Source organism: Rhizobium sp. NPDC092011, from assembly GCF_044756305.1.
In the GTDB taxonomy this organism is placed as follows: domain Bacteria; phylum Pseudomonadota; class Alphaproteobacteria; order Rhizobiales; family Rhizobiaceae; genus Rhizobium.
This window is the reverse complement of the sequence record NZ_JBIVSO010000005.1, coordinates 137176-163371: the sequence shown is the minus strand read 5'-3', so window position 1 is coordinate 163371 and position 26196 is coordinate 137176. Positions and strand designations below refer to the sequence as shown.

The 26196-nt window shown below is 60.4% G+C and carries 22 protein-coding genes; 8 read left to right on the top strand and 14 right to left on the bottom strand.

The window, feature by feature from the left end:
- The first annotated feature begins 64 nt into the window (after positions 1-64).
- Complete coding sequence (locus ACIQJ2_RS21930) at positions 65-1006, top strand: rhodanese-related sulfurtransferase (RefSeq protein WP_400672077.1); 942 nt, start codon at positions 65-67, stop codon at positions 1004-1006.
- Between the two features lie 108 nt (positions 1007-1114).
- Here the strand turns inward: ACIQJ2_RS21930 and ACIQJ2_RS21925 are convergent, their stop codons facing one another.
- From ACIQJ2_RS21925 to ACIQJ2_RS21915, 3 genes are all read right to left on the bottom strand, one after another.
- Positions 1115-3328 carry an EAL domain-containing protein gene (locus ACIQJ2_RS21925; RefSeq protein WP_199144015.1) on the bottom strand — a complete coding sequence of 738 codons (2214 nt, stop codon included), beginning with the start codon at positions 3326-3328 and terminating at the stop codon, positions 1115-1117.
- A 110-nt stretch (positions 3329-3438) separates the two neighbouring features.
- Positions 3439-3987: an NADPH-dependent FMN reductase gene (locus ACIQJ2_RS21920; RefSeq protein WP_400672080.1), complete on the bottom strand. Its 549-nt coding sequence runs from the start codon at positions 3985-3987 to the stop codon at positions 3439-3441.
- A gap of 51 nt (positions 3988-4038) precedes the next feature.
- Positions 4039-5412, bottom strand: a complete 1374-nt coding sequence (locus ACIQJ2_RS21915; protein WP_400672082.1) for a GH1 family beta-glucosidase — start codon at positions 5410-5412, stop codon at positions 4039-4041.
- A 257-nt stretch (positions 5413-5669) separates the two neighbouring features.
- Between ACIQJ2_RS21915 and ACIQJ2_RS21910 the strand changes: the two genes are divergently transcribed.
- Positions 5670-6074: a DoxX family protein gene (locus ACIQJ2_RS21910; RefSeq protein ID WP_400672084.1), complete on the top strand. Its 405-nt coding sequence runs from the start codon at positions 5670-5672 to the stop codon at positions 6072-6074.
- Positions 6075-6121: 47 nt separating this feature from the next.
- On the opposite strand, the gene ACIQJ2_RS21905 is transcribed toward ACIQJ2_RS21910, so the two are convergent.
- From ACIQJ2_RS21905 to ACIQJ2_RS21885, 5 genes are all read right to left on the bottom strand, one after another.
- Positions 6122-7312, bottom strand: a complete 1191-nt coding sequence (locus ACIQJ2_RS21905; RefSeq protein WP_400672087.1) for a Gfo/Idh/MocA family protein — start codon at positions 7310-7312, stop codon at positions 6122-6124.
- A 287-nt stretch (positions 7313-7599) separates the two neighbouring features.
- Positions 7600-8655: a sugar phosphate isomerase/epimerase family protein gene (locus ACIQJ2_RS21900; protein WP_400672090.1), complete on the bottom strand. Its 1056-nt coding sequence runs from the start codon at positions 8653-8655 to the stop codon at positions 7600-7602.
- A 260-nt stretch (positions 8656-8915) separates the two neighbouring features.
- The gene (locus tag ACIQJ2_RS21895; RefSeq protein ID WP_400672092.1) at positions 8916-9863 is read right to left on the bottom strand and encodes a substrate-binding domain-containing protein; all 948 of its coding nucleotides are present in this window, start codon (positions 9861-9863) and stop codon (positions 8916-8918) included.
- Between the two features lie 66 nt (positions 9864-9929).
- Positions 9930-10940: an ABC transporter permease gene (locus tag ACIQJ2_RS21890; RefSeq protein WP_400672095.1), complete on the bottom strand. Its 1011-nt coding sequence runs from the start codon at positions 10938-10940 to the stop codon at positions 9930-9932.
- A gap of 61 nt (positions 10941-11001) precedes the next feature.
- Entirely contained in the window at positions 11002-12525 is a 1524-nt protein-coding gene (locus tag ACIQJ2_RS21885) for a sugar ABC transporter ATP-binding protein (RefSeq protein WP_400672097.1), read from the bottom strand.
- A 168-nt stretch (positions 12526-12693) separates the two neighbouring features.
- Here ACIQJ2_RS21885 and ACIQJ2_RS21880 point away from each other — a divergent pair, with 168 nt between their 5' ends.
- Positions 12694-13719, top strand: coding sequence for a LacI family DNA-binding transcriptional regulator (locus ACIQJ2_RS21880; RefSeq protein WP_400672099.1), 1026 nt, complete (start codon positions 12694-12696; stop codon positions 13717-13719).
- A 12-nt stretch (positions 13720-13731) separates the two neighbouring features.
- Positions 13732-14136, top strand: a complete 405-nt coding sequence (locus ACIQJ2_RS21875; protein WP_400672101.1) for a VOC family protein — start codon at positions 13732-13734, stop codon at positions 14134-14136.
- Here ACIQJ2_RS21875 and xylA read toward each other — a convergent pair.
- From xylA to ACIQJ2_RS21850, 5 genes are all read right to left on the bottom strand, one after another.
- On the bottom strand, positions 14127-15437 hold the full coding sequence (xylA, locus tag ACIQJ2_RS21870) for a xylose isomerase (RefSeq protein ID WP_400672103.1): 1311 nt from the start codon (positions 15435-15437) through the stop codon (positions 14127-14129). The two genes, ACIQJ2_RS21875 and xylA, sit on opposite strands and share 10 nt — an antisense overlap.
- 211 nt (positions 15438-15648) lie before the next feature.
- Positions 15649-17106 (bottom strand): xylulokinase, encoded by a 1458-nt coding sequence (gene xylB / locus ACIQJ2_RS21865; protein ID WP_400672106.1) that lies wholly within the window; start codon positions 17104-17106, stop codon positions 15649-15651.
- 36 nt (positions 17107-17142) lie between these two features.
- On the bottom strand, positions 17143-18168 hold the full coding sequence (locus tag ACIQJ2_RS21860; protein ID WP_199143992.1) for a LacI family DNA-binding transcriptional regulator: 1026 nt from the start codon (positions 18166-18168) through the stop codon (positions 17143-17145).
- 148 nt (positions 18169-18316) lie between these two features.
- Complete coding sequence (locus tag ACIQJ2_RS21855; RefSeq protein WP_400672108.1) at positions 18317-19927, bottom strand: DHA2 family efflux MFS transporter permease subunit; 1611 nt, start codon at positions 19925-19927, stop codon at positions 18317-18319.
- 26 nt (positions 19928-19953) lie between these two features.
- Positions 19954-21174: an HlyD family secretion protein gene (locus tag ACIQJ2_RS21850; RefSeq protein ID WP_199143988.1), complete on the bottom strand. Its 1221-nt coding sequence runs from the start codon at positions 21172-21174 to the stop codon at positions 19954-19956.
- Between the two features lie 164 nt (positions 21175-21338).
- On the opposite strand from ACIQJ2_RS21850, the gene ACIQJ2_RS21845 reads away from it, so the two are divergent.
- From ACIQJ2_RS21845 to ACIQJ2_RS21835, 3 genes are all read left to right on the top strand, one after another.
- Complete coding sequence (locus ACIQJ2_RS21845; RefSeq protein WP_400672111.1) at positions 21339-22025, top strand: TetR/AcrR family transcriptional regulator; 687 nt, start codon at positions 21339-21341, stop codon at positions 22023-22025.
- Positions 22026-22134: 109 nt separating this feature from the next.
- A complete protein-coding gene (locus ACIQJ2_RS21840; protein WP_400672113.1) occupies positions 22135-22974 on the top strand; it encodes a GyrI-like domain-containing protein in 840 nt (279 codons plus the stop codon).
- A gap of 140 nt (positions 22975-23114) precedes the next feature.
- Positions 23115-23858, top strand: a complete 744-nt coding sequence (locus ACIQJ2_RS21835) for a TerC family protein (RefSeq protein ID WP_199143984.1) — start codon at positions 23115-23117, stop codon at positions 23856-23858.
- Positions 23859-23960: 102 nt separating this feature from the next.
- On the opposite strand, the gene ACIQJ2_RS21830 is transcribed toward ACIQJ2_RS21835, so the two are convergent.
- Complete coding sequence (locus tag ACIQJ2_RS21830) at positions 23961-24371, bottom strand: hypothetical protein (RefSeq protein ID WP_199143982.1); 411 nt, start codon at positions 24369-24371, stop codon at positions 23961-23963.
- A gap of 361 nt (positions 24372-24732) precedes the next feature.
- Between ACIQJ2_RS21830 and gltX the strand changes: the two genes are divergently transcribed.
- A complete protein-coding gene (gene gltX / locus ACIQJ2_RS21825) occupies positions 24733-26190 on the top strand; it encodes a glutamate--tRNA ligase (RefSeq protein ID WP_400672116.1) in 1458 nt (485 codons plus the stop codon).
- The last annotated feature ends 6 nt before the right edge of the window (positions 26191-26196 follow it).

The window sequence follows — 26196 nt, the reverse complement described above, 5'->3', positions numbered from 1 at the left end:
GGAATGCAGGGCCTCCATGCGAATCCCGATTGCCTGAAAGCTCACAAAATTGTATTTCCCCGCCATGACCGACATTCTTTCAGATCCACGGCGCGACGCGACCGGCGCATTCCTCGTTGCGGCGCTCTACCATTTCGTTTCCTTCCCGCGCTTTGAAAGCTTGCAGGAGCCTCTGTTCGCGCTCTGCGAGGCAAATGGCGTCAAGGGCACGCTGCTGCTCGCGCATGAGGGCATCAACGGCACCATCGCCGGAACAGATGCGGCCATCGGCATCGTGCTTTCCTTCTTGCGGGCGCAGCCGGAATTTGCCGGGCTGGAGCACAAGGAGAGCCGCGCCTCGAAAATGCCCTTCGTGCGCATGAAGGTGAAGTTCAAGAAAGAGATCGTCACCATGGGCGTCGAAGATATCGACCCCACCCGGGTCGTCGGCACCTACGTTGCGCCGAAGGACTGGAATGCGCTGATCTCCGACCCCGATACCATCGTCATCGACACGCGCAACGACTATGAAACCGCCATCGGCATCTTCAAGGGCGCGGTCGACCCGAAGACGAAGACCTTCCGCGAGTTTCCGGAATGGGTGCGCGACAATACCGGCCTGCACAACAAGCCGAAGATCGCCATGTACTGCACCGGCGGCATCCGCTGCGAGAAGGCAACAGCCTTCATGAAGCAGCAGGGCTTCGACGAGGTGTATCATCTCAAGGGCGGCATCCTGAAATATCTCGAGGAAGTTCCGGCGGAAGAGAGCCTTTGGGAAGGTGCCTGCTTCGTCTTCGACGAGCGCGTCTCGGTCGAGCACGGCCTGAAGGAAGGCAACCACAAGCTCTGCCACGCCTGCCGCAACCCGATTACGGCGGAAGAGGTGACATCACCCTTCTACGAGGCCGGCGTGTCCTGCAGCCATTGCTACCATGAGCGCAACGAGGAAGACCGCGAACGCTACCGTGAGAGGCAGCGCCAGATTGCACTTGCCCGCAAGCGCGGCCAGCAGCATATCGGCTGAGAAGCCAGAGCGTGTCGCGAAAAAGTGAGACACGGCTTTGCGACAACGACATAAGTCAAATCAAAAGCCTAAAGCGCGAGACGCGAATTCCGTCGATCGCGACGCGCTTCAAGCGGCGGCGCCGCGTTCCTCGTCCAGCGCTGCAGCCTTCTGAATCGAAAACCGCTTGGTGATTTCGGCTGCCGGCATCGGCTTTCCATAGAAATAGCCCTGTAGTTCATCACAGCCGAAGCCCTGCAGCGCCCGCCCCTGCTCCTCGATCTCGATCCCCTCGGCCGTGACCGGAATGTCGAGCGAGCGAGCCAGCGCCACGGTTGCCCGCAGCATTTCGCGAGCACGGCTGTCCTCCAGCACGTTCATGGTGAGCGAGCGGTCGACTTTGATGCGATCGAAGCCGAACTGCCTGAGATAGCCGATGGACGAAAAACCCGACCCGAAATCGTCAAGCGCGACTTTGACGCCCAGCGCCTTCAGCCGCTCGATAGACTGACGGGTCCGCTCCGGATTTTGGATGATGTAGCCTTCGGTGATCTCAAGCGTTACCCGTCCCGCCTCGATTTCCGTCGTGTTCAACACGCTGCGAACGTAGTCGGCAAAGGCCGGGTTGCGGAATTGCCCCGGCGAGACGTTGACGGCGACACGCAGATCCGGCCATTGCTGGGCCGCTTCGCACGCCTTGCGCAAGACGAACAACCCGAGCGCCTCGATCAATCCGCTGGTTTCGGCAACGGGGATGAATACTTCCGGCGAAATCGCGCCGTGACCCGGGCGGTTCCAGCGCACCAGCGCCTCGACGCCGGTCATTTCACAGCTCGAAGCATCGACCAGCGGCTGATAGACGAGCGTCAATTCCTCCGTCTCGATCGCGCGCCGCAGATCGAGCTCCAGTGCGTTGCGCTCCTCGCGATGCGCATCCATGGCCGTCTCGTAGCAGGTCATGCGGGCGCGGCCGGCCTCCTTGGCCTTGTACATGGCAAGATCAGCACGGCGCACCAGCTCCTCACGGTCGATGCGACCTTCGGCGGAGCTTGCAATCCCGATACTCGCGCCGACGACAACCACGCGCCGTCCGATCTCCAGCGGCTCCGAGAGAAAATCGAGAACCTGTTCGGCCAACCGCAGGGCCGGAGCATCGTTGAGTTCCTTGGTCGGGAAAACGATGGCGAATTCATCGCCTCCAAGCCGGGCGAGCGACGCCTGCGGCGGCACGAGCACGCTCAGGCCCGCCGCCACGGCGCGAATGAGCTGGTCGCCAGTACCGTGCCCGTATGCGTCATTGATTTCCTTGAAACCATCGAGATCGAGATAGAGAAGCAGAACATTGCTGCGGTCTGTGCGTGCCCGCTCCACCAACCGATCCACATCGAGGCGCAATCCCTCGCGATTGAGGAGACCGCTCAGGCGATCACGCAGCGAGCCCTGGCGGGCCTGCACTTCTTCGGCGCGAAGCCGGCGCCCGGCAAGCCACCCCAGGATCAGCAGGACGACGAAGAACAGCCCTACCAGGCCGAGTGCGCCAAGCACCAGCGGGCGTACCTGCTGATAGCTCTGATCTCCCGGTTCGCGCGAGTTCCAGACCAATCGGCCCAGCGGCTTGCCTAGCGGATCGACGATGGAAACGGCGTACCGCGCCACGGTCTCCGCCGGCACCAGCTTCAAACCGCTGATGACATAGATATTCGAGAGCATCTTGATCCGAGCGGCATCGAAATAGCGCACGAGGATCAGATAGCGCCGCTGGCCCTCGGGCACCGGAATGCGGCCGGATCTCTCTCGAATGGTCGCAACGCCGACAGCTGCGATCCCCTTGTTGGTCATGATATAGCCGCTCGCCTCGGGAACCCCGGTCACGAGCGTGCGTCTTGCCTGGTCGACCAGAGCCCAAACCGCGGTTCCGAGCGCATCCTCGACATTCTCAGTCATCGGCTCGCCGTCGTGGAAAGCGACGATCGGCTTGTTCTCGTCATCGACGATGATCGCCATATCGAACAGTGCACCGTTCGAGGAGATGTCACCGTAATTGCCGGCGACCCAGCCTTGGTCGTCCTTGCCGTAGACACTCTTCGCTGCGTCGTTGCGTGCGGAATGATCGTGCAGCGTCGCCTCGAGCTGCCCCTGAAAAGTCTTGAGCGCGCCGACGGTCGTCTCCCAGGAGCGTTCGTCATCCAGCTTGTTGGAGTAATCCGCGACCCGGCCGATCGCGCTGAGTACCATCAGGGTCACCACGGCAACGACCACTGCGAAAGAAATCAAAACGGCCGTCACAATGGAATGACGACCGATATGCGTGCCCTGCCGCAATGACTCGAAAACTGCTCCCAAGGCCTTTTCTCCTTGGTGCGAAAGTGTGCCGTCAGGACTTCAATAAACGGTTAAGGCGAGTTCCGGATTCCTACAGGAAAGAGTTGTATCTTTGCCGATCTGGGAAGAATTCACCCTTCTGTGGAAATCGCGGCCGCGAAACGGCTGAGGCTGGTGAGCAACAAACCATTATTCCGTGCCTGCACAAGAGCTTCCGCCTGCGCTTCGTCGCCTTTGCCGGCAATCGGCAAACGCAAAAAGGCCTCGGATACGATGCGCAGCGACATGGTTCTCAGCACCTCCGTGAGCTGCTCCAGAACGAGATCGCCGCGATGCGATGCATGCGCGAACATCAGCGGCTTGAACGGCACCTCGTCCCGCGACACCAGCCAGTCGAGCGCGTTCTTGAAGCCTCCCGGTATGCCGTGTGCATATTCCGGGCAGGACACGATCAGGCCATCCGCCTCTCGTATTCTCGCGGCAAACTTTTCCACGATGGGCGGCGTTTTCCCGCCTTCATGATCCGGATTGAAGATCGGCAACGCGCCGATCAGATCGCAGATCTCGATGGCGATATTGTCAGGGCAAGCAAGCCGCATGGCTTCCAGCAGCCGGCGGCTGGTCGAAGCCTGCCGCTGGCTGCCACAAAGCGCATAGAGGAAGAGCGGGCGCGAGGTCATCGATGGAACCTAGCAGGCTCCATCGATTCGGGCGACGCCCAGCCGGATCGATTAATCCGCCTTGTGGTTGCCCTTCGGGAAGTGGCCCGCAAGCTCCCGATACCATTTGCCGCTTTTCTTGATCGTGCGGACCTGCGTTTCGTAGTCGACATGCACGAGGCCGAAACGCATGCGGTATCCTTCGGCCCATTCGAAATTGTCCATCAGGCTCCAGGCGAAGTAGCCGCGCATCGGATAGCCGTCCTTGATGAGGTCGGCCACCACACCGAGATGCTCAATGTAATAGTCGAGGCGCGGCTGGTCATCCACCTCCCCGTTGACGATGCCCATATTGTAGCAGGCGCCGTTTTCGGTGATGTAGCACTCCGGCAGTTCGTAGCGCTTGTTGAGATCCTCGACGACGTGCTTCAGGCCAGGCGAGTACACCTCCCAGCCGATATCCGTCTTGACGTCGCTGACCGGCGGCGCATCCTTCGTCCAGGGGAAATCGCCGCTCTTGGAGGCGTCATCGAGGACGCGCATCGGCATATAGTAGTTCAGACCCCACCAATCGAGCTTTTGATTGATGATCTTGAGATCGCCATCCTCGACGACAGGCATGCGGTCGCCAAGCGCCTCAACGAACTCCTTCGGATACTCGCCTTTGAAGATCGGATCGAAGAAGGCACCATTGTGGAACTGATGCGCGCGCTCGACTGCAGCAAGATCTTCGGGGCTATTCGAGCCCGGCAGGATGGAGGCGGCATTCAGCACGATGCCGACCGGCACCTTGGGGGCGACCGAGCGGATCGCTTCGACGCCAAGACCATGCGCGAGGTTCATATAGTGCATGGCATAGAGGGCTGCCTGCATGTTGCGCTCGCCCGGCGCATGGACGCCATAGAGATGGCTCAGCCAGACGATGCACCAGGGCTCATTGAAGGTCGCGACAGAATCCAAACGGTCGCCGAGGCGGCTCATGACCGTCTTGGCATAGCGCTGGAAGGCATGCGCCGTCGACCGTGCCGTCCAGCCGCCGTCACCGGCCAGCGTCAGCGGCAGATCCCAATGGTAGAGGGTCGCGAAGGTCTTGATGCCGCGTGCCTTGCAGCCGTCGACGAGGCGATCGTAGAAATCGAGGCCGGCTTCGTTTACCGGGCCGGTGCCGTCGGGAATGATGCGCGGCCAGGCGATCGAGAAGCGATAAGCTTCGACGCCCATGTCCTTGATCAGATCGAGATCCTGTTCCAGCCGATTGTAGTGATCGCAGGCGACGTCACCATTGTTACGCTGATAGACGCGACCGGGCATGTTGGCGAAAGCGTCCCAAATGGAGGGCTTGCGCCCGTCGGCCTTGGTGGCGCCTTCGATCTGGAACGCGGCGGTGGCAACGCCGAATGTGAAATCGCCGGGGAAGCGATCGGCAAGAAGCTTCGGATCGATCATGGTGAAAATCCCGTCTGTTGTGGCTTCGCTGGCTGCGGTTTAGCCAACCTGCGTGGCAAAGTACAGTACCGGCATTTGGAAACTGTAACGTTGCAGGGGCTCTCAAATAGAGCCGGCTAACGGCTCTCCGGATCACTTGGCTTATGACGATGATGTCCACGGCCAAGCCGATAACACCAATGTCAACAGTCGTGACTTGTCTTTTTGGCGTGGATCAATTGAGGGTAGCAGGCAAACTTGACAATGAAAGGATACAAATGCTCCCTGCGCTCCACGCTTTTCAACCCCATCTGCTGAGCCTCCTGCGCATCGTCGCATCGCTCGTGCTGTTCAGCTATGGAACGCAGAAGATCCTGCACTTCCCGGCCGCAGAATCTGTTCCGGCAGTCGGATCACTGTCCTGGGTCGCCGGCCTGCTTGAGCTTACCCTGGGCTTCCTCGTGTTGATCGGCTTCCAGACGCGGGTTGCCTCCTTCGTGCTCTCGGGCCTGATGGCTTTCGCTTATTTCATGGCCCACGCGCCGAAAAGCTTTTACCCCGCGCAGAACGGCGGCGTCGCCGCCATCCTCTTCTGCTTCATCTTCCTGTTTCTCGTAGGCGCCGGCGGCGGCCCACTGAGCCTCGATGCACTGCTGAAGCGCAAACGGACAGCCGTCGCTTGAACGAGGAGATTCGAGGCGGCTTCACCGCCTCGAATCCAACCTTTAGCTCAAAGCTTCACCCAGGCACCATTGCGCTTCGAGGAAGCGACGCAAGCCTCGACGAAAGCCACGCCCTTCACGCCATCGTCGACGGTCGGATAGACCACGGCAGGATCGACCGCCACGCCCCTCTTGCGGGCGTTGATGGCGCGCGCGGCCTCGGTATAGATCGTCGCGAAGGCTTCCAGATAGCCCTCGGGATGACCTGATGGAATGCGCGAGACACGGGCCGCGGCAGCACCGGAGCCGGCGCCGTTGCGGGTAATCAGCCGCTTCTGATCGCCGAACGGCGTGTACCAGAGATAGTTCGGATCGGCCTGCGTCCACTCGATGCCGCCCTTGGTGCCGTAGACGCGCAGCTTCAGGCCATTCTCGTGGCCGGGCGCCACCTGGCTGCACCAGAGCATGCCCTTGGCCGGCTTCTTCTCCTTGCCCTTCGCCTTGAAGCGCAGCAGCACATGGCCATTGTCGTCCAGACGACGTCCCTCGACGAAACTGTCGAGATCGGCGGCAAGGCTATCGAGCTCAAGGCCAGTGACGAAGGAAGCGAGATTATAGGCGTGCGTGCCGATATCACCCGTGGACCCGCCAGCGCCGGACTGAGCCGGGTCGGTGCGCCATGCCGCCTGCTTCTGGCCGGACTGCTCGATATTCTCGGTCAGCCAATCCTGCGGATATTCCACCTGTACGATGCGGATATCGCCCAGCTCGCCATTCTCAACCATCTCGCGTGCCTGACGGACCATCGGATAGCCGGTGTAGTTGTGTGTGAGGATGAAGAGCGCACCACTCTCGTCGGCCACTTTCTTCAGCTTCTTGGCGTCGGCGAGATTGGAGGTCAGCGGCTTGTCGCAGATGACATGAATGCCGCGACGGAGGAATTCCTTCGCAGCGTCATAGTGGACATGGTTCGGCGTGACGATCGAAACGGCTTCGATGCCATTCTTCAACTTGGCTTCCCGGATCGCCATGTCGCGATAGCTGGAATAGGTGCGCGAGGGATCGAGACCGAGATCGCGACCGGAAGCAGCAGCCTTCTCCGGTGAAGACGATAGCGCGCCCGCGATAAGATCGAACTGGTCGTCAATGCGTGCCGCGATGCGATGTACCGCGCCGATGAATGCGCCGGCACCACCGCCGACCATGCCAAGCCGAATGCGCGGCTCCCGCGTCTGTTCCGATGATCCTTCGATTGCCATTCTGTCCTCCTGAGAATTGAATTCACATTCTTGGTGGCCCTAGTCCAAACCACCCGCCTCGCCCTTCGAGGGCCCTGCGGGCCGCCTCAGGGTGAGGCTGATCTGCTGCGCCAGCACCACACTCGTCCACCTGCCGATGCCGAAGATGGCTCTCGTGGAGCTTCGCGAGAGCCTGCTCGCCCCTCGTCCTGAGGTGCGGAGGCTCCTGAGCTCTGCGAAGGAGTGAAGCCTCGAAGGACGAGGGTGGCTCCGGCAGCATCCTCCCGGGCTTGGGAGGAGAAGAGAAATTACGACAGCCCCAGCATACGGCGGTTTGCCGCCTGGTCGGTACCGCTGCCGGCAAAGTCGTCGAAGGCCTTTTCCGTAACGCGGATGATATGTGCCTTGACGAAATCGGCGCCTTCACGCGCGCCATCCTCGGGATGCTTCAGCGCGCATTCCCATTCGACCACTGCCCAGCCGTCAAAGTTGTTCGCAGTCATCTTCGAGAAGACGGCACCGAAATCGACCTGGCCGTCGCCAAGCGAACGGAAGCGACCGGCACGCTCGACCCAGCCCTGATAGCCACCGTAAACGCCTTGACGTCCGGTCGGATTGAATTCCGCATCCTTGACGTGGAACATCTTGATCCGGTCTTTGTAGATGTCGATGTTGTCGAGATAGTCGAGGCACTGCAGGACATAGTGCGAGGGGTCGTAGAGCATGTTGGCGCGCGGATGGTTCTTCACGCGCTCGAGGAACATCTCGAAAGTGATGCCGTCATGCAGGTCTTCGCCGGGATGGATTTCGTAGCAGACGTCGACGCCGTTTTCATCGGCGTGATTGAGGATCGGCGTCCAACGACGGGCAAGCTCTTCAAACGCGGTTTCGACGAGGCCGGCCGGACGCTGCGGCCAGGGATAGATGAATGGCCAGGCAAGCGCGCCCGAGAAGGTCGCATGCGCTTTGATGCCGAGATGCCTGGAAGCCGTCAGCGCCATCTTGACCTGTTCGACCGCCCATTCCTGCCGTGCTTTGGGGTTGCCGCGCACTTCCGGAGCGGCAAAGCCATCGAAAGCTTCGTCATAGGCAGGGTGAACAGCGACGAGCTGGCCCTGCAGATGCGTCGAAAGCTCCGTTACCTCGACGCCGTTCGAGCGGGCAATGCCGGCAAACTCATCACAATAATCCTTGGAGGATGCCGCCTTCTTCAGGTCGATGAGCTGGCTTGCCCAGGTCGGAACCTGCACGCCGACATAGCCGGCATCGGCAGCCCATTTCGTGATCGAATCCCACGAATTGAATGGCGCGGTATCGCCTGCGAATTGTCCGAGAAACAGGCCGGGGCCCTTGATCGTCTTCATAGCTAATTCCTCCCTAGTCGCGTTCTGTAAACGTTTCCGATGCCATACCGACCTGTATTCGAGGCGGTATGGGATACCATGACCTCAAAAAACTATAGGGCCGTCAGGATGAAAGTCGAATGCCTGGTGACCTAATCACGGCCTGCCGCCGGCGGCAAGAGGTACGTGCCGCAAAAATTCTCGCCGGCAGAGAAACAAGGCGGCGCACCCATAAAAAACGCCCGCCGAAGCCGGCGGGCGCATCTGTTCAACCTAACCGATCAGAACGGTGAATCGGCGAAGTAGAAGTCCTTGGCATTATCCTTCGTCACGAGCGTCGCATCGAGGATGTAGTTGCCGCGAACCGGAACCTGATTGTAGAAATTGGCGGCGGTCAATTCCATCGCGGTGCCGACCATTGCCGGCGGGTAGAGCACGTCGACCGGGATCAGCTTGTCGCCATCCATGACCTTCTTGATCATGTCCTTCGAGCCGGCGCCGGCAACGATATACTTGATGTCGGTGCGCTTGGCCTGATCGATCGCCTGCAGCACGCCGACGGCCATGTCGTCATCCTGGCACCAGACGACATCGATCTTCGGGAACTTGGTCAGGTAGTCCTGCATGACCTTGAAGGCATCGTCGCGGTTCCAGTTGCCGTACTGGCGATCGAGAACCTTCACATTCGAACCCGCAATGCCCTTGTCGAAGCCATCCTGGCGCTGCTGGTCGATCGGGATCGGCAGACCGCGGATGATGACGACCTGTGCATCCGGCGTCGTCTTCTTGATGTATTCGCCGGCCGTCTGGCCGAGCGCCGGATTGTTGCCGGCAACATAGAGGTCACGGACGGAGTTGTCGTTGCTGCTCGGCGCACGGTCGACCAGCGTCACGAACTTGCCCTTATCCTTGACTTCCTTGATGGCGTTGACCAGCGGATCCGGATCCGACGGCAGGATCACGAGAGCGTCGATGCCTTGCGTTTCGAGGTCCTGTACGGCATTGGCCTGGCTTGCCGCATCGGGCGAGGTCTTGACGATGACGTTCAGGCCGGGATGCTGGGCCATCAGCTGCTTGGCGACGCGCTCGGCATGGAACACCACGCCCGAGGTCCAACCATGGTCTGCGGCCGGAATGGAAACGCCGATGGTCACTTTCTTGTCTTCGGCATGTACCGTGCCGGCCAGAGCCGCCATCGCCACTGCCAAGCCCAATAGTCTTTTGCGCATTTTATCCTCCCACTTGGAAACAGGGCCTTGTCCTGATGACCGGGCGCCCCCTGACCCGGTTATTGGCTATTTGCGAGCGAGCGAACGCTGCACCAGCATGGCGATGATGATGATCGCGCCCTGGATGGCACTGAGCAGATACTCGCTGATGAAGTTGGAAAGCAGCATGATGTTGCCGACAAGCTCCAGGATGAAGGCACCACAGATCGTGCCCCATACCCTGCCCGCGCCACCCTTGAGAGCCGTGCCACCGACAACGACGGCAGTGATTGCCTGAAGCTCCCAGAGAATACCCGTCTGGGCCGATGTGGACCCAAGCCGCGGCACATACAGAAGGACGGCAATGGCAACGCAAAATCCCTGGATAATGAAGGCGACGGTGCGCACGCGATTGACGGCCACGCCCGAATAGCGCGCGACGTCACGATTGGAGCCGACGGCGATGACATGCCGTCCGTAACGGGTACGATAGAGAATGAAGGCCGCGACGCAGGTTATCACGAGGATGACCACGATAGGCACCGGCACACCGAGTACCGAGCCGTAGTAGGCGGGCTTGTAGAGCGCCTGCACCTCTGCGGAGCGCAGGGTGATCGCGCCGCCTTGCGATAACCAGGTCGTCAAGCCGCGGTAGACACCCATCGTGCCCAGAGTGGCGATGAAGGGCTCGATCTTGCCCATGGTCGTGATCAAACCATTGGCCAAGCCGCACAGAACGCCGGCAACGATCGAGAAAAACACCGCCGCCGCCAACATCAGCACTGGATCGGCGATGACGCCGGAGTTCATCAACAGGATCATCAGGCTGGCGACGAAAGCCACCATGGCGCCGACAGACAGATCGAGATCGCCCGCCGAGATGACGAAGGTAGCTCCGACGGCGATGATGGCGATGAACGCGCATCTCGTCGCAACGTTTGTGAGATTGGTGATGCCGATGAAGTTCGGATTGACCAACGCGCCCACGATCAGAAGCAGCACCAGCGCCGCAAACGGCGCAACGGCCCGCAGATCGATATCCCGCCAGGAACGTCCCCGCCGACCTGTCTTTCCGCTGCTGTCTTCGCCCACGCTCATAACCAAAACCAACCTCCCGTCCCACGATTGCTGGGAATTCGCCCTGCTCTGTGCCACCCGTTCAGGCGGCGGTCTTTTTCTTCAGGCCCGCTGCATAACGCATGATTTCCTGTTCGGAGATCTCGTCGCCCTCGAGCACGCCGACGATCCGGCCTTCGCGCATCACGGCAATCCGCGTGCACAGCCCGATGACCTCGGGCATTTCCGAAGACACCACAATGATGGAATGGCCGTCACGCGCCAGTGCCGAAATGAAATGATAGATCTGCTGCTTCGTGCCGACATCGATACCGCGCGTCGGCTCATCGATGATGATGATTTGCGGCTCGGTCTCCATGACCTTTGCCAGAAGTAGCTTCTGCTGATTGCCGCCGGACATGCGGCCGGCGACGATATTGCCGTCCCGCACGCGGATGTCGAACCGGCGGCGCGCCCGCGTCAACGCATTGGCCTCGCTGGAGGCGCTCAGATAGCCGAACTTGCCGTGCCGATCGAGCGACTGGAGGGTCAGGTTGACGGCCATGCCCGAGTTCAGAAGCAACCCCTTGGACTTGCGGTCCTTGGTCATATAGGCAAGGCCGGCATCGATGGCCGCATGCACATCATGCTGAGGCACCGTCTGACCATTGGCGACGACTTCGCCGGCAATGCGCGACCGCAGCCCGACGATCGCCTCCATCAGCTCGGTCCGACCCGAGCCGATCATGCCGGAAAAACCCAATATCTCGCCCTTGCGCAGCTCGAAGCTCGCATCCCGGACGTAACCGGTCGAAAGCGAGCTGACACTGAGCACGACCTTCTCGTCGACATCGGGCTCGTTCTTCGCCGGATAGAGGCTGGAAAGCTCGCGCCCGACCATCAACTGGGCGATCGATTCGCCGTCGAGCAGCGAAGTCGGCGATGTCTTGACCCATTGGCCGTCGCGCAACACGGTCACCCGATCCGTCAGCTCCATGACTTCATCGAGCTTGTGGGAAACGAAGACGAAGCTCGTTCCCTGATCGCGCAGCTTGCGTACCTGCTTGAACAGGAAATTGGTCTCCTCGCGCGACAGGACGGCGGTCGGCTCATCCATGAAGACGATCCGTGCATCGCGGCTGATGGCTTTGGCGATCTCCACCATCTGTTTGTCGGCGATGGAGAGCGTGCTGATCAGCGCATTCTCATCGACATGCGACCCGAGAAGATCGAGCACACGCCGCGTCTCCGCACGCATATGCTTGCGGTCGAGCACGCCGAAGCGCGTGACTTCGCGGCCGAGAAACAGGCTCTCGGTGACGGTCAGATGTTCCGCAAGATTGAATTCCTGATGGATGATGACGATGCCGAGCGCTTCGGCAGCGCCGTTCGGCGGCAGCTTGACCGGCTTGCCGTCAAGCAGGATTTCGCCCGAGGTCGGCTGCTCGAAACCGGAGAGAACCTTGACGAGCGTCGACTTGCCGGCGCCGTTCTCGCCCATCAGCGCATGAATCTCGCCAACGCGCAGATCGAAGTTGACGCTGAACAGCACCTGCACGCCGTTGAAGGCCTTGGAAATCCCTCTCGCAGACAGCACCACCGCACCGTCGACGGCTTCCGAACTCATAGAATCCTCCCTGCGGTCCCACCCGCTTTCCACGGTATGTAAACCTTTACATAGATGGTGTAAAGGTTTACATCATCGGATATCGTACAAAATTTCGCGGTTACCTTTGACCTCCACGTAAGTCTGTGTAGTCTCCAGCCCCGAGACGAGACCCCAAGGCAGAGCGCAGTGTCGAATTCCACGCCCGCAACTATCGAAGACGTCGCCCGCATTGCCAATGTTTCCATCGCAACGGTCTCGCGGGCAATCCATACACCAGAGAAAGTCGCCAATTCCACGCGGCTGAAGGTCAATCAGGCCATCGCCGTCACTGGCTATACGACCAACGCCATGGCCCGCAGCCTGAGGCTCGGCCGTTCCAACATGATTCTCGTCGTCGCACCCGATATCGGCGACCCGAACTTCTCCAATATTCTGATCGGCCTGGAGAACGAGGCCCGTTCGCACGGCTATGGCATTCTTATCGGCCACACGCAGAACGACGCGCAACGCGGGCTCGAGTATCTGAAATTCCTGAACTCGAACCAGGCGGCGGGATTGATCCTCTTTACCGGCATCTTGCCCTTCGGACATCAGACGATGACGGCGCGGCTGCCGCCGAGCGTTGGCGTCTTCGAGCCGGTCTTCAACGGCGGCATTCCCTATGTCGGCGTCGACGATATCGCCGGCGCGCGCAAGGCTGTCGACCTGCTGATTGCCGAGGGCCACCGCAAGATCGCGTTCATCGGCGATTCCCGCACCCGCCTCGCCTATAGCCGCCGGCGCGTGGGTTATGAAACCGGAATGGACGCAGCCGGCATCGGCCATGACCTGCGCATCGTGCTCGACGGCGATGGCACCATCGAAAGCGGGCGGCTGGCCGTCGAGCAACTCTTCATGCGTGACACGCTGCCGACAGCCTTCATGTGCGTTAACGACCAAACCGCGATCGGCGTGATGATCGCCCTGAAGGCGCGTGGCTACGATATCCCCGAGGATTTTTCGGTGACCGGCTTCGACGACGTGCCGCAAGCCGTCTTCATGACGCCGTCGCTGACGACGATCCGGCAACCTCGCACCGCCATCGGCAAGCACGCGATGGCTTTGCTGCTCGAACTGCTTTCGAATGGGGAGCCGCCCGAGACGGAAATCCTTCTGCGGCCGGACCTCGTGGTGCGAAACTCGGTTGCGCCGCCGGCACGTGGCCGCAGATAGGCGCGTGCAGTGATGCCACTCGGTAGAATTACGCTCTATGTCCGCGATGTCGAAGCAACGATCCGCTTTTACGTGACGCATTTCGGGTTCACGCCGCTCCGTCTGGAGGGCGATCGGATCGTCGAACTGCTGACATCGGATGGCGGTGCCAACCTGATGATCCATCCGGCGGGGAAAGCTCAGAAGATGGGCCAGTCGTTGGTAAAGCTGGTCTTCGATGTCGAACATGTCGAAGCATTCCGCGCGAGATGTTCAGAAAAGGGGCTTGAATTCGGCCCTATCCATCAAGCCGATGGCTATGCCTTCGCCAATGCCAAAGACCCTTCCGGAAACTCCATATCCATTTCCAGCCGAGCCTTCAGGCAGAAGTCTGGAGGCGATGGACCACCGCCTCCAGACCATGTCGATCAAACGTAACGATTGACGATGTTTTCGAGGAGCTCCTGCTTGCCGGACTTCGGCTGCGGGTTGACGTCCTTGGTTTCGACCCACTGGGCGATCTGGTCGAGCGAATATTCGCCGCGCAGCAGCTTCTGGCCCTCGGCCGAATCCCAGCCGGCATAACGGTCGGCGAGCGGCTTGGAGAGCGCCTTATCCTCGATCATCTTGGCAGCCGCCTTCAGGCCGCGGGCGCAGCAATCCATGCCGCCGATATGGCCGATGAGCAAGTCCGCGGGATCGAGCGACTGACGGCGCAACTTGGCGTCGAAGTTCGTGCCGCCGGTCTTGAAGCCGCCGCCTGCCAGAACCTGGTAGTAAGCCAGCGTCATTTCCGGAACATTGTTCGGGAACTGGTCAGTGTCCCAGCCGGACTGGTAGTCATTGCGGTTCATGTCGATGGAGCCGAAGATGCCGAGCGCATTGGCAAGCGCCAGTTCGTGCTCGAAGGAATGGCCGGCGAGGATCGCATGGCCCTGCTCGATATTGACCCTCACTTCATTCTCAAGACCATACTTCTTGAGGAAGCCGTAGACCGTGGCAACGTCGTAGTCGTACTGGTGCTTGGTGGGCTCCTGCGGCTTCGGCTCGATCAGGATCGTGCCCTTGAAGCCGATCTTGTGCTTGTACTCGACGACGAGATTGAGGAAACGGCCCATCTGGTCCAGTTCGCGCTTCAGATCCGTGTTGAGCAGCGTCTCGTAGCCTTCGCGGCCGCCCCAGAGGACGTAGTTTTCGCCGCCGAGCTTATGCGTCGCATCCATGCAGGTCTTCACGGTCGCGGCCGAGAAAGCGAAGACGTCCGGATCCGGATTGGTGGCAGCACCCGACATGAAGCGGCGGTTGGAGAAGAGGTTTGCCGTGCCCCAAAGCAGCTTTACACCGGTATCGGCCTGCTTCCTGGCGAAGTAATCGACGATCTCGTTGAGGTTCTTGGTGTTCTCGGCAAAATTCTTGCCTTCCGGACGCACGTCGGCATCGTGGAAGCAGTAGTAGGGCGAGCCGAGGAGAGTGAAGAATTCGAAGGCGACGTCAGCCTTCAGCTTGGCGGCTTCCATCGTCTCGTTGAACCAGGGACGCAGGAAGGTCTGGCCGCCGAAGGGGTCGCCGCCCGGCCAGGTAAACGTATGCCAATAGGCGACGGCGAAGCGCAGATGCTCTTCCATGCGCTTGCCCGCAATGACTTCGTCCTTGTTGTAGTAACGGAAGGCCAGCGGATTGGTGCTGTCGGGGCCTTCGTATTTCACCTTGCTGATGTCACCAAAAAATCCGGTGCTCATGTCTTGTCTCCTCAGGTTGGTATTTCGGTATTGTTGTTCGTTTCAAGCGGCGTTGCTCCTCACCCTGGCCCTCTCCCCGCTTGCGGGTGACAGGACGACCTCCGTGCTCCCGTTCGTCAGAGGTGATAGGGAGAGCGGTACGCCCATCCCCCCTCTCCCCGTACCGACGGGAAGAAGACAGGGCGGATGAGGGGCTCACACGCACGCCATTTCAGTGCGCCGACAGCGGCTTGATCGCCGGATACACTGCCCGATAGCGCTTGTAGGCATCGGCATACACATCCGTCAGCGATGTCACGGGATCGATCGTGCCGGCCGTCTCGGGCGGGGTGCAAACGGCAACGGGGTCGGCGCCCGTCGCCGCAATCAGCCCGAGACGCGCAGCGCCGAAAGCCGCGCCGAAATCCCCGTCCGCCGGCAAATCCACAGGCACGCCGAGCGCAGTGGCGATCGAGGCCAACCAGTAACAGGAACGCGACCCGCCGCCGATGGCGGTGACGCGCGCAATATCGGTGCCGGCAGAACGGAGCGCTTCCAGATTGTCGCGAATGGCGAAGGACACACCTTCGAGCACGGCCTGCGTCAACACGGCGCGACCGCTTTCATGGCCGAGACCGATGAAGGCGCCACGGATCTTCGCATCATTATGCGGCGTACGCTCGCCCGAGAGATAGGGAAGGAAGGTGACGCTCGTCGGCGCCTTCAGCGTATCGCCAAGCTCGGTGGTGAGTTCGGCGGCAGACTTGCCCGTCACATGCGAGTGCCAGTTGAGCGCATCGGTTGCCGAGAGAATGACGCCCATCTGGTGCCAGGTATTCGGGAGCGCATGACAGAAGGCATGGACAGCGCTTTCCGGCTTCGGCAGGTAGGAGCCGTTGGCGGCAAAGAGCACGCCAGACGTTCCGAGCGAAACGAAGGCGGCGCCGTGGCTCACCGTGCCCATGCCGCAGGCCGAGGCGGCATTGTCCCCTGCGCCGCCGGCAACGACGACATCGCCGCCAATACCCCATTTCGAGGCTAGTTCGCCGCGCAGCTTGCCGGCGACCTCGGTGCCCTCGACCAGCGTCGGCATCTGCTTCTCGTCGAGATTGGTCGCTGCCAAAAGCTCAGAGGACCATTTGCGCTTGCCGGTGTCGAGCCAGGACGTGCCGGCAGAGTCGGACATTTCCGACATGTGCTCGCCCGTCAGCCAGAGACGCAGATAGTCCTTCGGCAGCAGCACCCAGCGCACTTTGGAGAAAATATCAGGCTCGTGCTTGGCAACCCATGCAAGCTTCGGCGCCGTAAATCCGGGGAAGACGATGTTGCCGGTCAGCGCGCGGAAGCGTGGGTCGGCGTCGAGCGCGGCAGCCTCATGGTAGCTGCGGGTGTCGTTCCACAAGATGCAGGGGCGCAGCACCTTGTCATCGGCATCAAGCAGCGTCGCGCCATGCATCTGGCCGGAAAGGCCGATACCGCGCACAGCCGCCAATTCCCTAGGATGCGCCGCCTTCAGCCCGGCAACCGCGTCTTCGGTCGCGCGGATCCAGTGTGCGGGATCCTGCTCCGACCAGCCGGGATGCGGGCGCGAGACATCGAGATCGCCATGGGCGGAACCGATGATCTTCTGATTGCCGTCGATCAGCATCGCTTTGACGCCGGACGTTCCGAGATCGAGACCCAAATACATCAGATGGTACTCCCTGTGCTCTGCCGCCTGCGAATGTCAGGGCAGATTGTCCTTCAAGAAAATGTCGAGACGGATGCGCTCTTGATCGGCGATGACGGCCTGGCCATCGGCGGTCGCTTTCATGACGCGGATGGCGCTGCGCACCTCATGGCCGGCATCCTGATTGAGAACGGCATCGATGGTGCCGTCCTGCAGTGCCGCGCGCGTATGCTGCGTGAGTTCATGCGCGACAACGGTCAACTCGCGCGCGGGCCGAACGGCCTTCAAGGCTGCGATCAGACCTCTATTGCCGGCGCCGAGGCTGTAGATGCCGATAATGTCCTTGTTTTCGGACAGCGCCTTGGAAACAAGCGATTTCGTCCGCTCGGGATCGTCGCGCCCTTCCAGGACCGGCAGCAACCGCAGCCTGGGAAATTCCGCCGCCATGACAGCCGAGAAGCCCTGCAGGCGCTCGCGATGGTCGCGCACCAGCATGGAGCCAGCAAGAACGGTAAGATAGCCCTCGCGCCCCCCCAGGAACCGCCCGAGCAACCGCGCGGCGGTACGACCGGCGGCGATATTGTCGATACCGGCATAGTGATGCCTGGTAGAATCGGTAAGATCGGAAACCAGCGTGACGACAGGGATGCGCTCCGACACCAGCCGGTCGACCGCCGCCCTAACCTCCGGCGCGTCGGTCGCCACCAGGGCAACGCCGGCAATGTCCCGTCCCTGCAATGCGTCGAGCGCGGCAACAAGCGCCGGCACATCGAAAGCCGGCACTTCGACGATGCGGATATCCGTGCGCTCTATGCTCGCGCGCAAGGTCGCGTGATGCACCTCGGAACGCAGGCCGTGCATGAAGGAATTGTCGCCTGTTGGTACAATGAAAACGAGGGGATAGACGCGCCCCTTGGCCAAGTTGGCGGCGGCGACATCGCGTATGTAACCGATCTGGCGGATGGCCTCCTCCACCTTTTCGCGCGTGACCAGCCGTACGCCCGGCCGCTGGTTCAAGACGCGGTCCACGGTGGCGAGGCTGACGCCTGCGGCAGCGGCGATGTCATGCACGGTCGGTCTCATCGGCTCCTCCTGCACAAACCCTTACTGCGATTTCTGATGTACGTAAATCAGAATTTTCCGGCACCGGCATTTTCGTCTTGGCTGGAAATAAAAAAGGCCCCTCACGAGGAGGGGCCATGCCTTGGGAGCATTCTTTAAAACCGGCTTGTCAGTGGCCGCCGCCACCACCGCCGCCACCCGGCACGCTCGGCTTGCTGAGCATGAGAACACCGAGGATCATCGCCAGGAACAGCACGGTCAGCATCAGGAAGATGTCGCCGAACGACATGACGACAGCCTGCCGCGTCGCCATATTGACCATCTGCTTCAGCGCAGCCTGCTGCCCGTCCAGGCCGGACGCATTGAAGTTTGCGGCCATGTTGTTCAGTTGGGTAACGGCAGCATGGCTGCCCCAGTGAATATGGTCGCGCAGGTTGAAGTAATGTTGGTCCTGCCTGTTCGTCAGCAGCGTATTGATGATGGCAAGACCGACCGCGCCGCCAAGGTTACGCGTCAGATTGAACAGACCGGACGCGCCGCGCATACGGGCGGGGGGCATTGTTCCGAGCGCGATGTTGTTGATCGGCACCATGCAGAGCATCAGGCCGAATCCGCGCAATATCTGCGGGATCAGCAGTTCCCAGAAGTCCCAATCGACCGTCAGGTGCATCATGATGTAGGTACCGGCCGAGAAGCTGGTGAACCCGATGATCATTAGAATGCGCAGATCGATCCTGCTCGCCAGGAAGCCGGCAAGCGGCGCCGTGAAGAACATGGTGAGACCCGAAACGAACATCGTCTCGCCGATCTGCAGCGAGTCGTAGCCTCGAATACGTGCGAGAAAGAGCGGATAGATATAGGTCAGGCCATAAAGGCCAATGCCCATGACGAAGGAGAACATCGATCCGAAGGCGAAGTTCTTGTTCGTGAAAGCTTTAAGGTCCACCACAGGGAAATCGACGGTGAAGGCCCGGTAGAAGAAGATGATCGCACCGATGGCGGAGGCGATGGCGCCGGCAACGATAAAGTTGTCGTTGAACCAGTCGTTGGTATTGCCTTCCTCAAGCACATATTCCAGCGCCCCGAGGAAAACGCCCATCGAGATCAGGCCCCACCAGTCGAATTTCTTAAACAGCGACAGCTCGGGCTTGTCGAAATCGATGTAGTTCCAGGTGACGATGGCAACGACGATACCCGGCGGAATATTGACCAGGAAGAGCCAATGCCAGGAGAAGGCGTTGGAGAGATAGCCGCCGACGGTCGGGCCGATGGTCGGCGCAAGGGTGGCAATCAGGCCGATGATCGGCGAAACGACGTTGCGCTTGGACGGCGGGAAGATCGTGAAGGCAGCCGCAAAGACCGAGGGGATCATGCCGCCGCCGATGAAGCCCTGCAGGGCGCGGTAGATGATCATCTGATCGATGTTTGTGGCGGTCGCGGCAAGCGCGCTCGCCGCGGTGAAGCCGGCGGCCGAAATCGCGAACAGATAGCGCGTCGAGATAATGCGCGCCAACGTTCCCGACAGCGGGATCATGATGACTTCGGCAATCAGATAGGCCGTCTGAACCCAGCCGATTTCATCCGAGCCGGCACTGAGGCCGGCCTGGATTTCGCTGAGCGATGCCGAAACGATCTGAATGTCGAGAATCGACATGAACATGCCGAGCACCATCGCCAGGAAGGCGATGAGCTTTTTCGGGTCTATGTGATCGGCCGCGGCTGGCGCGGCTGGGCCGGCCGCGCGTGGAGGCGATCCGGCTGTAGTGCTGGCGGACGACATGGCGCGTCTCTCCCGAGCTTGATCGCTTACTTGTCCGGTGCCGTGCGGGTATCGACGTCGACGACGACGCTGAGGCCTGCGCGCAGACGGCCGGTATTGAGCGCATCCTGCGGCAATGCGATGCGAACAGGCACGCGCTGGATGATCTTGGTGAAGTTACCTGTCGCGTTTTCCGGCGGCAGCAGCGAGAAGACCGAGCCCGAAGCCGGCGAGATCGACTCGACAGTGCCGACGATCGGATGGTCGCTGAAGGCATCGACGTGGACATTGACCTTGGAACCGGGAACAAGATGCTGGATCTGCGTTTCCTTGAAGTTCGCGTCGATATAGAGCTGCTTGGTCGGGACGATCGCCATCAGCTTCTGCCCAGGAGAGACGAGATCGCCTTCCTGAACCGAGCGGTTGCCGACGATACCGTCATAGGGCGCCTTCAGCACGGTGAACGACAGGTCGCGGGCGGCCTTGTCACGGGCAGCGGCAAGACCCTTGATCGTGCTTTCGGCCTGGCGGCGCTGAGCCTGCAGCAGGTTGATGTTCGCCTGCGCCGAAGCAATCGCGGCATCGCCGCCGACCAGGTTGGCCTTGGCTTGGTCGAGCGCGATATTGGCGCTATCCAAGGCAGCCGTGGTGCCGACCGACTTGGCTTGCAACTCAGCAGCGCGCGTCTGGGTGATCTGGGCGCCACGAACCGTGGCGTCGAGGGCAACCTTCTGGGCCTGCGACTGGGCAAGAGCGGCCTGGCCGGCAGCGATCTGTGCATCGATGGTATGGAGCGAAAGCTGTTCGGTGTCGTAGGAAGCCTGCGCCTGTTCCAGCGCCAGCTTGTAGTCACCATCGTCGAGAACGGCGAGCACGTCGCCTGCCTTGACCTGCTGGTTGGCGACGACATTCACCTTGGCCACATAACCCGTAACCTTCGGCGAGATGGTTGCGATATCGCCACCGATATAGGCGTCGTCTGTGGACACCATGAAGCGGCCGTTCGTCCACCAGTCATAGCCGTACCAGCCGCCGCCTGCCAGCGCCAGAACGACGACGATAGGCATAACCAGGCTGCGCCGCTTCTTTTCCGGCGGCGGTGGGGCCGCGGGGGCCGGAGACGCCGGCGCAGCCTGGGCGGGGGCGGGGTTGCCGCGCGTTTCGGCGACAGGAGCATCGGCGGATGCCCCTGCTTCCCGAGCTTCCGCTTCGGCATCAGCGGGCTCATTCACGATGCGCGCTACATTGTTTCCATGACTTGACGACATTGCCCTACCACCGAAAATCTTGGTAAAAATAATCGAACCGAACGGTTCAGTTCAATTGACATAGAGCCTTTTAGATTCCATATCAAGAGACATCGAACCGCGTGGTTCGATTTATTTGGCGAATCTGTTTAAGATTCAGAAAAAATGAATCGAAGAAGGAGAAGATGAAACACGAATCGCAAAATGCCGTCCTGTTGAGCGCGCCCGCACCTGCATCCGGTGGACGTTGGGCCGCCGGCGAGGACCCAGCCAAACGTCATCAAATTCTCGAGGGCGCAAAACGCGTCTTTATGAAAATGGGCTTTGATGCGGCGAGCATGAACGACGTCACTCGTGAAGCCGGCGTTTCCAAGGGCACTCTCTACGTCTATTTCGCCAATAAGGAAGATCTGTTCGCCGCCATCGTAAACAGCGAACGCGCCCACTTCGTCGAAATCGTGCGTGCCGCCCTGGTGGACGATGCCGACATAGCCTCCAGCCTTCTCCAGTTTGGCAAGGTATTTGCGACCCACGTCACGTCCGACAAGACCATCAGTGCCATGCGGACAGTGGTTGGCGTACGCGAGCGCATGCCGACCCTCTGTCAACGCTTCTTCACCGGCCCTGACAATCTTCGCACCGTTCTGCGCAGTTTTCTGGAGCGCAAGGCCGAAGCGGGCGCTGTCGAAATAGAGGATTTCGATCTGGCCGCGCGCCAATTCCTCGAGATGGCCAGCGGCGGCTATTTCAAGCTGCGACTGTTCGGCGACATGGACGCCCCACCCTCGGCGGACGAAATCGATTATGTCGTGCGCGGCGCAGTGCGGGTTTTCCTGGCGGCTTACGCTACCGTACGGCGGGATCGCACCTGACGGCGCTTCCGATTGCCGACATTCGGAGCAGCCCCCAACTCCGCAATGACGATCAAGCGTCGCTGTGATCGGGCGCCTATGACTGGTCCGGCAACCAGGAGAATTCATCATGAGCGCTATCGGACGGGCAATATGGTTCATCGAAAGCCACTTTGCGTCCGATATTTCGCTTGATGAGATCGCCGAGACGGCCGGGCTGTCGCGCTATCATCTGTCGCGCGTCTTCGGCATGACGACGGGCCACTCGATCAGCGGCTACATCAGGAGCCGGCGCCTCAGCGGAGCGGCCCTCGCACTGATCGACAATTCCTCCACCATTCTCCAGGTTGCCCTCGATGCCGGCTACGGCTCGCACGAGGCCTTCACCCGTGCCTTTCGCGAGCAATTCGGCATGACGCCGGAAAGCTTGCGTAAACAGGGGCACGTTCGCAACCTCGCTCTACAGGAGCCGATCAGAATGGACGACACCCGCCTTCCCAAGCTCGAGGCCCCACGCTTCGAAACCTATCCAGCAATACTACTTGCAGGCCTTGCGGAGACTTATGCCTATGAAGCCACGCAGGCGATACCGTCGCTCTGGCAGAAATTCAATCAGCATTACGGCCACATCCCGGGTCAGGCAGGCAATGTCGCCTACGGCGTCTGCACGCAGGCGGATGATGGCAAAGAGGGCTTTCGCTATATGGCCGCCGTGGAGGTCAGCGAAACCGACGATCTTCCCGAAGGCTTCACGACGACAAGACTGCCGCAGCAGCGCTACGCGGTTTTTGCTCATCGCGGCCACATATCCGGCATTTCCGCTACCGTGCACCAGATCTTCGGCGAATGGCTGCCGCAATCGGGCCACCGGCACGGTGGAACACCCGACATGATGGAACGCTACGACGACAGGTTCGATCCGCGCACAGGCATGGGCCTAACCGAAATCTGGATTCCTCTGCAGGCATAGACAACGCCGCCGCCACGAAAATGGCGGCGACGCTTGTACCGAAGACGGCACTCCTTACATTACGGCCATTCTGGAAGGCTGGAGGCTGAGTTTGAGCACCGGCCAAGCCGATAAGAAGCTGAAAAAAGGGGAAACCGTCTATGGATATCGTTGGTCTGATGCAGGATCCGAGCGCATGGGTCGCGCTCGTCACACTCGTGGTTATGGAGGTGGTGCTTGGCATCGACAACCTCATCTTCATTTCGATCCTGACCAACAAGCTGCCGGCCGAACATCGCGACCGAGCCCGCAAGATCGGCATCGGCCTTGCTCTTGGCATGCGCCTCGCGTTGCTCGGCACCGTCGCCTGGATCGTCCAGCTGACGACCCCCGTCTTCGAGATCTTCGGCCAGGGCTTCTCCTGGAAGGACATGATCCTGATCGGCGGCGGCCTCTTTCTGGTCTGGAAGGCCACGAAGGAGATCCATCATAACGTCGATCCGCAGGAACAGGGCGAGGATTTCATTGCCAAATCGACGACCTCGACCTTTGCCGCAGCCATCGGCCAGATCCTTTTGCTCGATCTGGTCTTCTCGATCGACAGCATCATCACCGCCGTCGGCATGACCCCGCATCTGCCGATCATGTTTATCGCCGTGATCGCTGCCGTCACCGTCATGCTGGTGGCCGCCAATCCGCTTGCCAATTTCATCGAGAAGAACCCGAGCATCGTCATGCTGGCGCTCGCCTTCCTGCTGATGATCGGCACGACGCTGATCGCTGAAGGCATGGGTGTGCATGTTCCGAAGGGCTATATCTACGCCGCCATGGCCTTCTCGGCTCTGGTCGAGGTGCTCAACATGCTGGCGCGCAACCGGCGGAAAAAGGCATCCGGCGGCCATTGACCGGGAAAGCCGCACCCCCGAAACGGGTGCGGCTTTGGAACGTTTTCATGCATTCCAGACGGAAAACCGCTACGCACTTTTCCTGAAAATGCGCCTGTCCGATCAGTCCTGAACGTGGATGTCGACATATTCGCCGACGTCGCCGCGTCCATAGATATCGACTTTCACCCAGACATTGCCGCGAACGATGAGGTTGCCGGCGTCATCAGCGATATTGCCGTTCGCCAGCATCTCTTCGAGCTTCGCGCGGTTCGTCGGCAGCGAAAAGAAGCTATCCCCCTGGTCGCCGCGGTCGCGACGGCGATAGGCATGATAGTTCGCGCGGTCCTGCCGGATGATCTGCCAGGGGGCCGTCAGTCGCTCGCCCTTGGAATTGTAAAGGTCGTCGCTGCCGATATAGGCGCGATAGGATTCGATCAGCTTCGCCGAGCCGTCGCGCGTAATGGTCGATTGTGCTGCAGCGACATCGAACATGGCGGCTGTCAACAAAAGGCTCAAAATCAATTTCTTCATTGCTTCCTCGCGGTGAACGATTGAAGACCTATTTCGCAACTACCTCGAAAATTGCAAATCAAATTCGTCAGCTCGTCCGCTTTTATTCCGGTAGCCTTACGAAGCGTAAAGAGACCCTATGAAATTGTGAGAGCGGCTCAAATCGATGCGGCACGGTACCGGTCACCCCATCGCGGAAGCCTCACAGCGCAGTTTCCCTTGACGCCATCACTTGAATATGGCCTAAGCCAGCCATATGGAAAACGCGCAATGGAAGCGGCAAGACGCCCTTTTCCGGCCGGTTTCCTGATCCAGACATACATCTTCGGCTGGACGGTGCTCGTCCCGAGCGCGGCCCGGCCCTTTATGACGGGCAAACAAGATGACCACTTCAGGCGTTCGCGTCCGCATCGCACCCTCCCCCACCGGCGAGCCGCATGTCGGCACGGCCTATATCGCGCTGTTCAATTATCTCTTCGCCAAAAAACACGGCGGCGAGTTCATCCTGCGCATCGAGGATACCGACGCGACCCGCTCCACCCCGGAATTCGAGACCAAGGTGCTCGACGCTCTGAAATGGTGCGGCCTCAAATGGTCCGAAGGTCCCGATGTCGGCGGCCCTTACGGCCCCTACCGCCAGAGCGACCGCAAGGACATCTATAAGCCCTACGTTGAGAAGATCGTCGATGCCGGCCACGGTTTCCGTTGCTTCTGCACGCCCGAGCGCCTGGAAAAGATGCGCGAGGCGCAGCGCGCCGCCGGCCTGCCGCCGAAGTATGACGGCCACTGTTTGAACCTGTCGGCCGAGGAAGTCACCGCGCGCGTTGCCGCGGGCGAGCCGCATGTCGTGCGCATGAAGATCCCGACCGAAGGCACCTGCAAGTTCCATGACGGCGTCTATGGCGACGTCGAGATCCCGTGGGATGCGGTCGACATGCAGGTTTTGCTGAAGGCGGACGGCATGCCGACCTATCATATGGCCAACGTCGTCGACGACCATCTGATGAAGATCACCCATGTGGCACGCGGCGAAGAGTGGCTGGCTTCCGTGCCGAAGCACATCCTGATCTATCGCTATCTCGGTCTTAAGCCGCCGGTGTTCATGCACCTGTCGCTGATGCGCAATGCCGACAAATCGAAACTGTCGAAACGCAAGAACCCGACATCGATCTCCTATTACACGGCCCTCGGCTACATCCCCGAAGCGCTGATGAACTTCCTCGGCCTGTTCTTCATGCAGATCGCCGAAGGCGATGAACTGCTGACGATGGAAGAACTCGCGGCAAAGTTCGATCCGGAAAACCTCTCCAAGGCCGGCGCGATCTTCGATATCCAGAAACTCGACTGGCTGAACGGCCGCTGGATCCGCGAAAAATTGTCGGAAGAGGAATTCCAGCAGCGCGTTCTGACCTGGGCGATGGAAAACAGCCGCCTGCAGGAAGGCCTGAAGTTGTCGCAGTCGCGCATCACCAAGCTCGGTGAACTGCCCGACCTCGCCGGCTTCCTGTTCAAGTCCGACCTCAACCTTGATCCTTCGGCCTTCGCCAAAATCAAGTCGACGCCGGAAGAACTCCTCGAAATCCTGAACACCGTGCAGCCGGACCTCGAAAAGATCCTCGAATGGAATGTCGAGACGATCGAAGCAGAGCTGCGCGCCATTGCCGACCGCATGGGCAAGAAGCTGAAGGTCATCGTAGCACCTCTCTTCGTCGCCATGTCGGGCTCCTCGCGCTCTCTGCCGCTTTTCGATAGCATGGCCATCCTCGGCCGTTCCGTCGTACGCCAGCGGCTGAAGCTTGCGGCCCAGACCGTCGCGACCCTCGTCGGCCCAAAGAATTGAACCGGA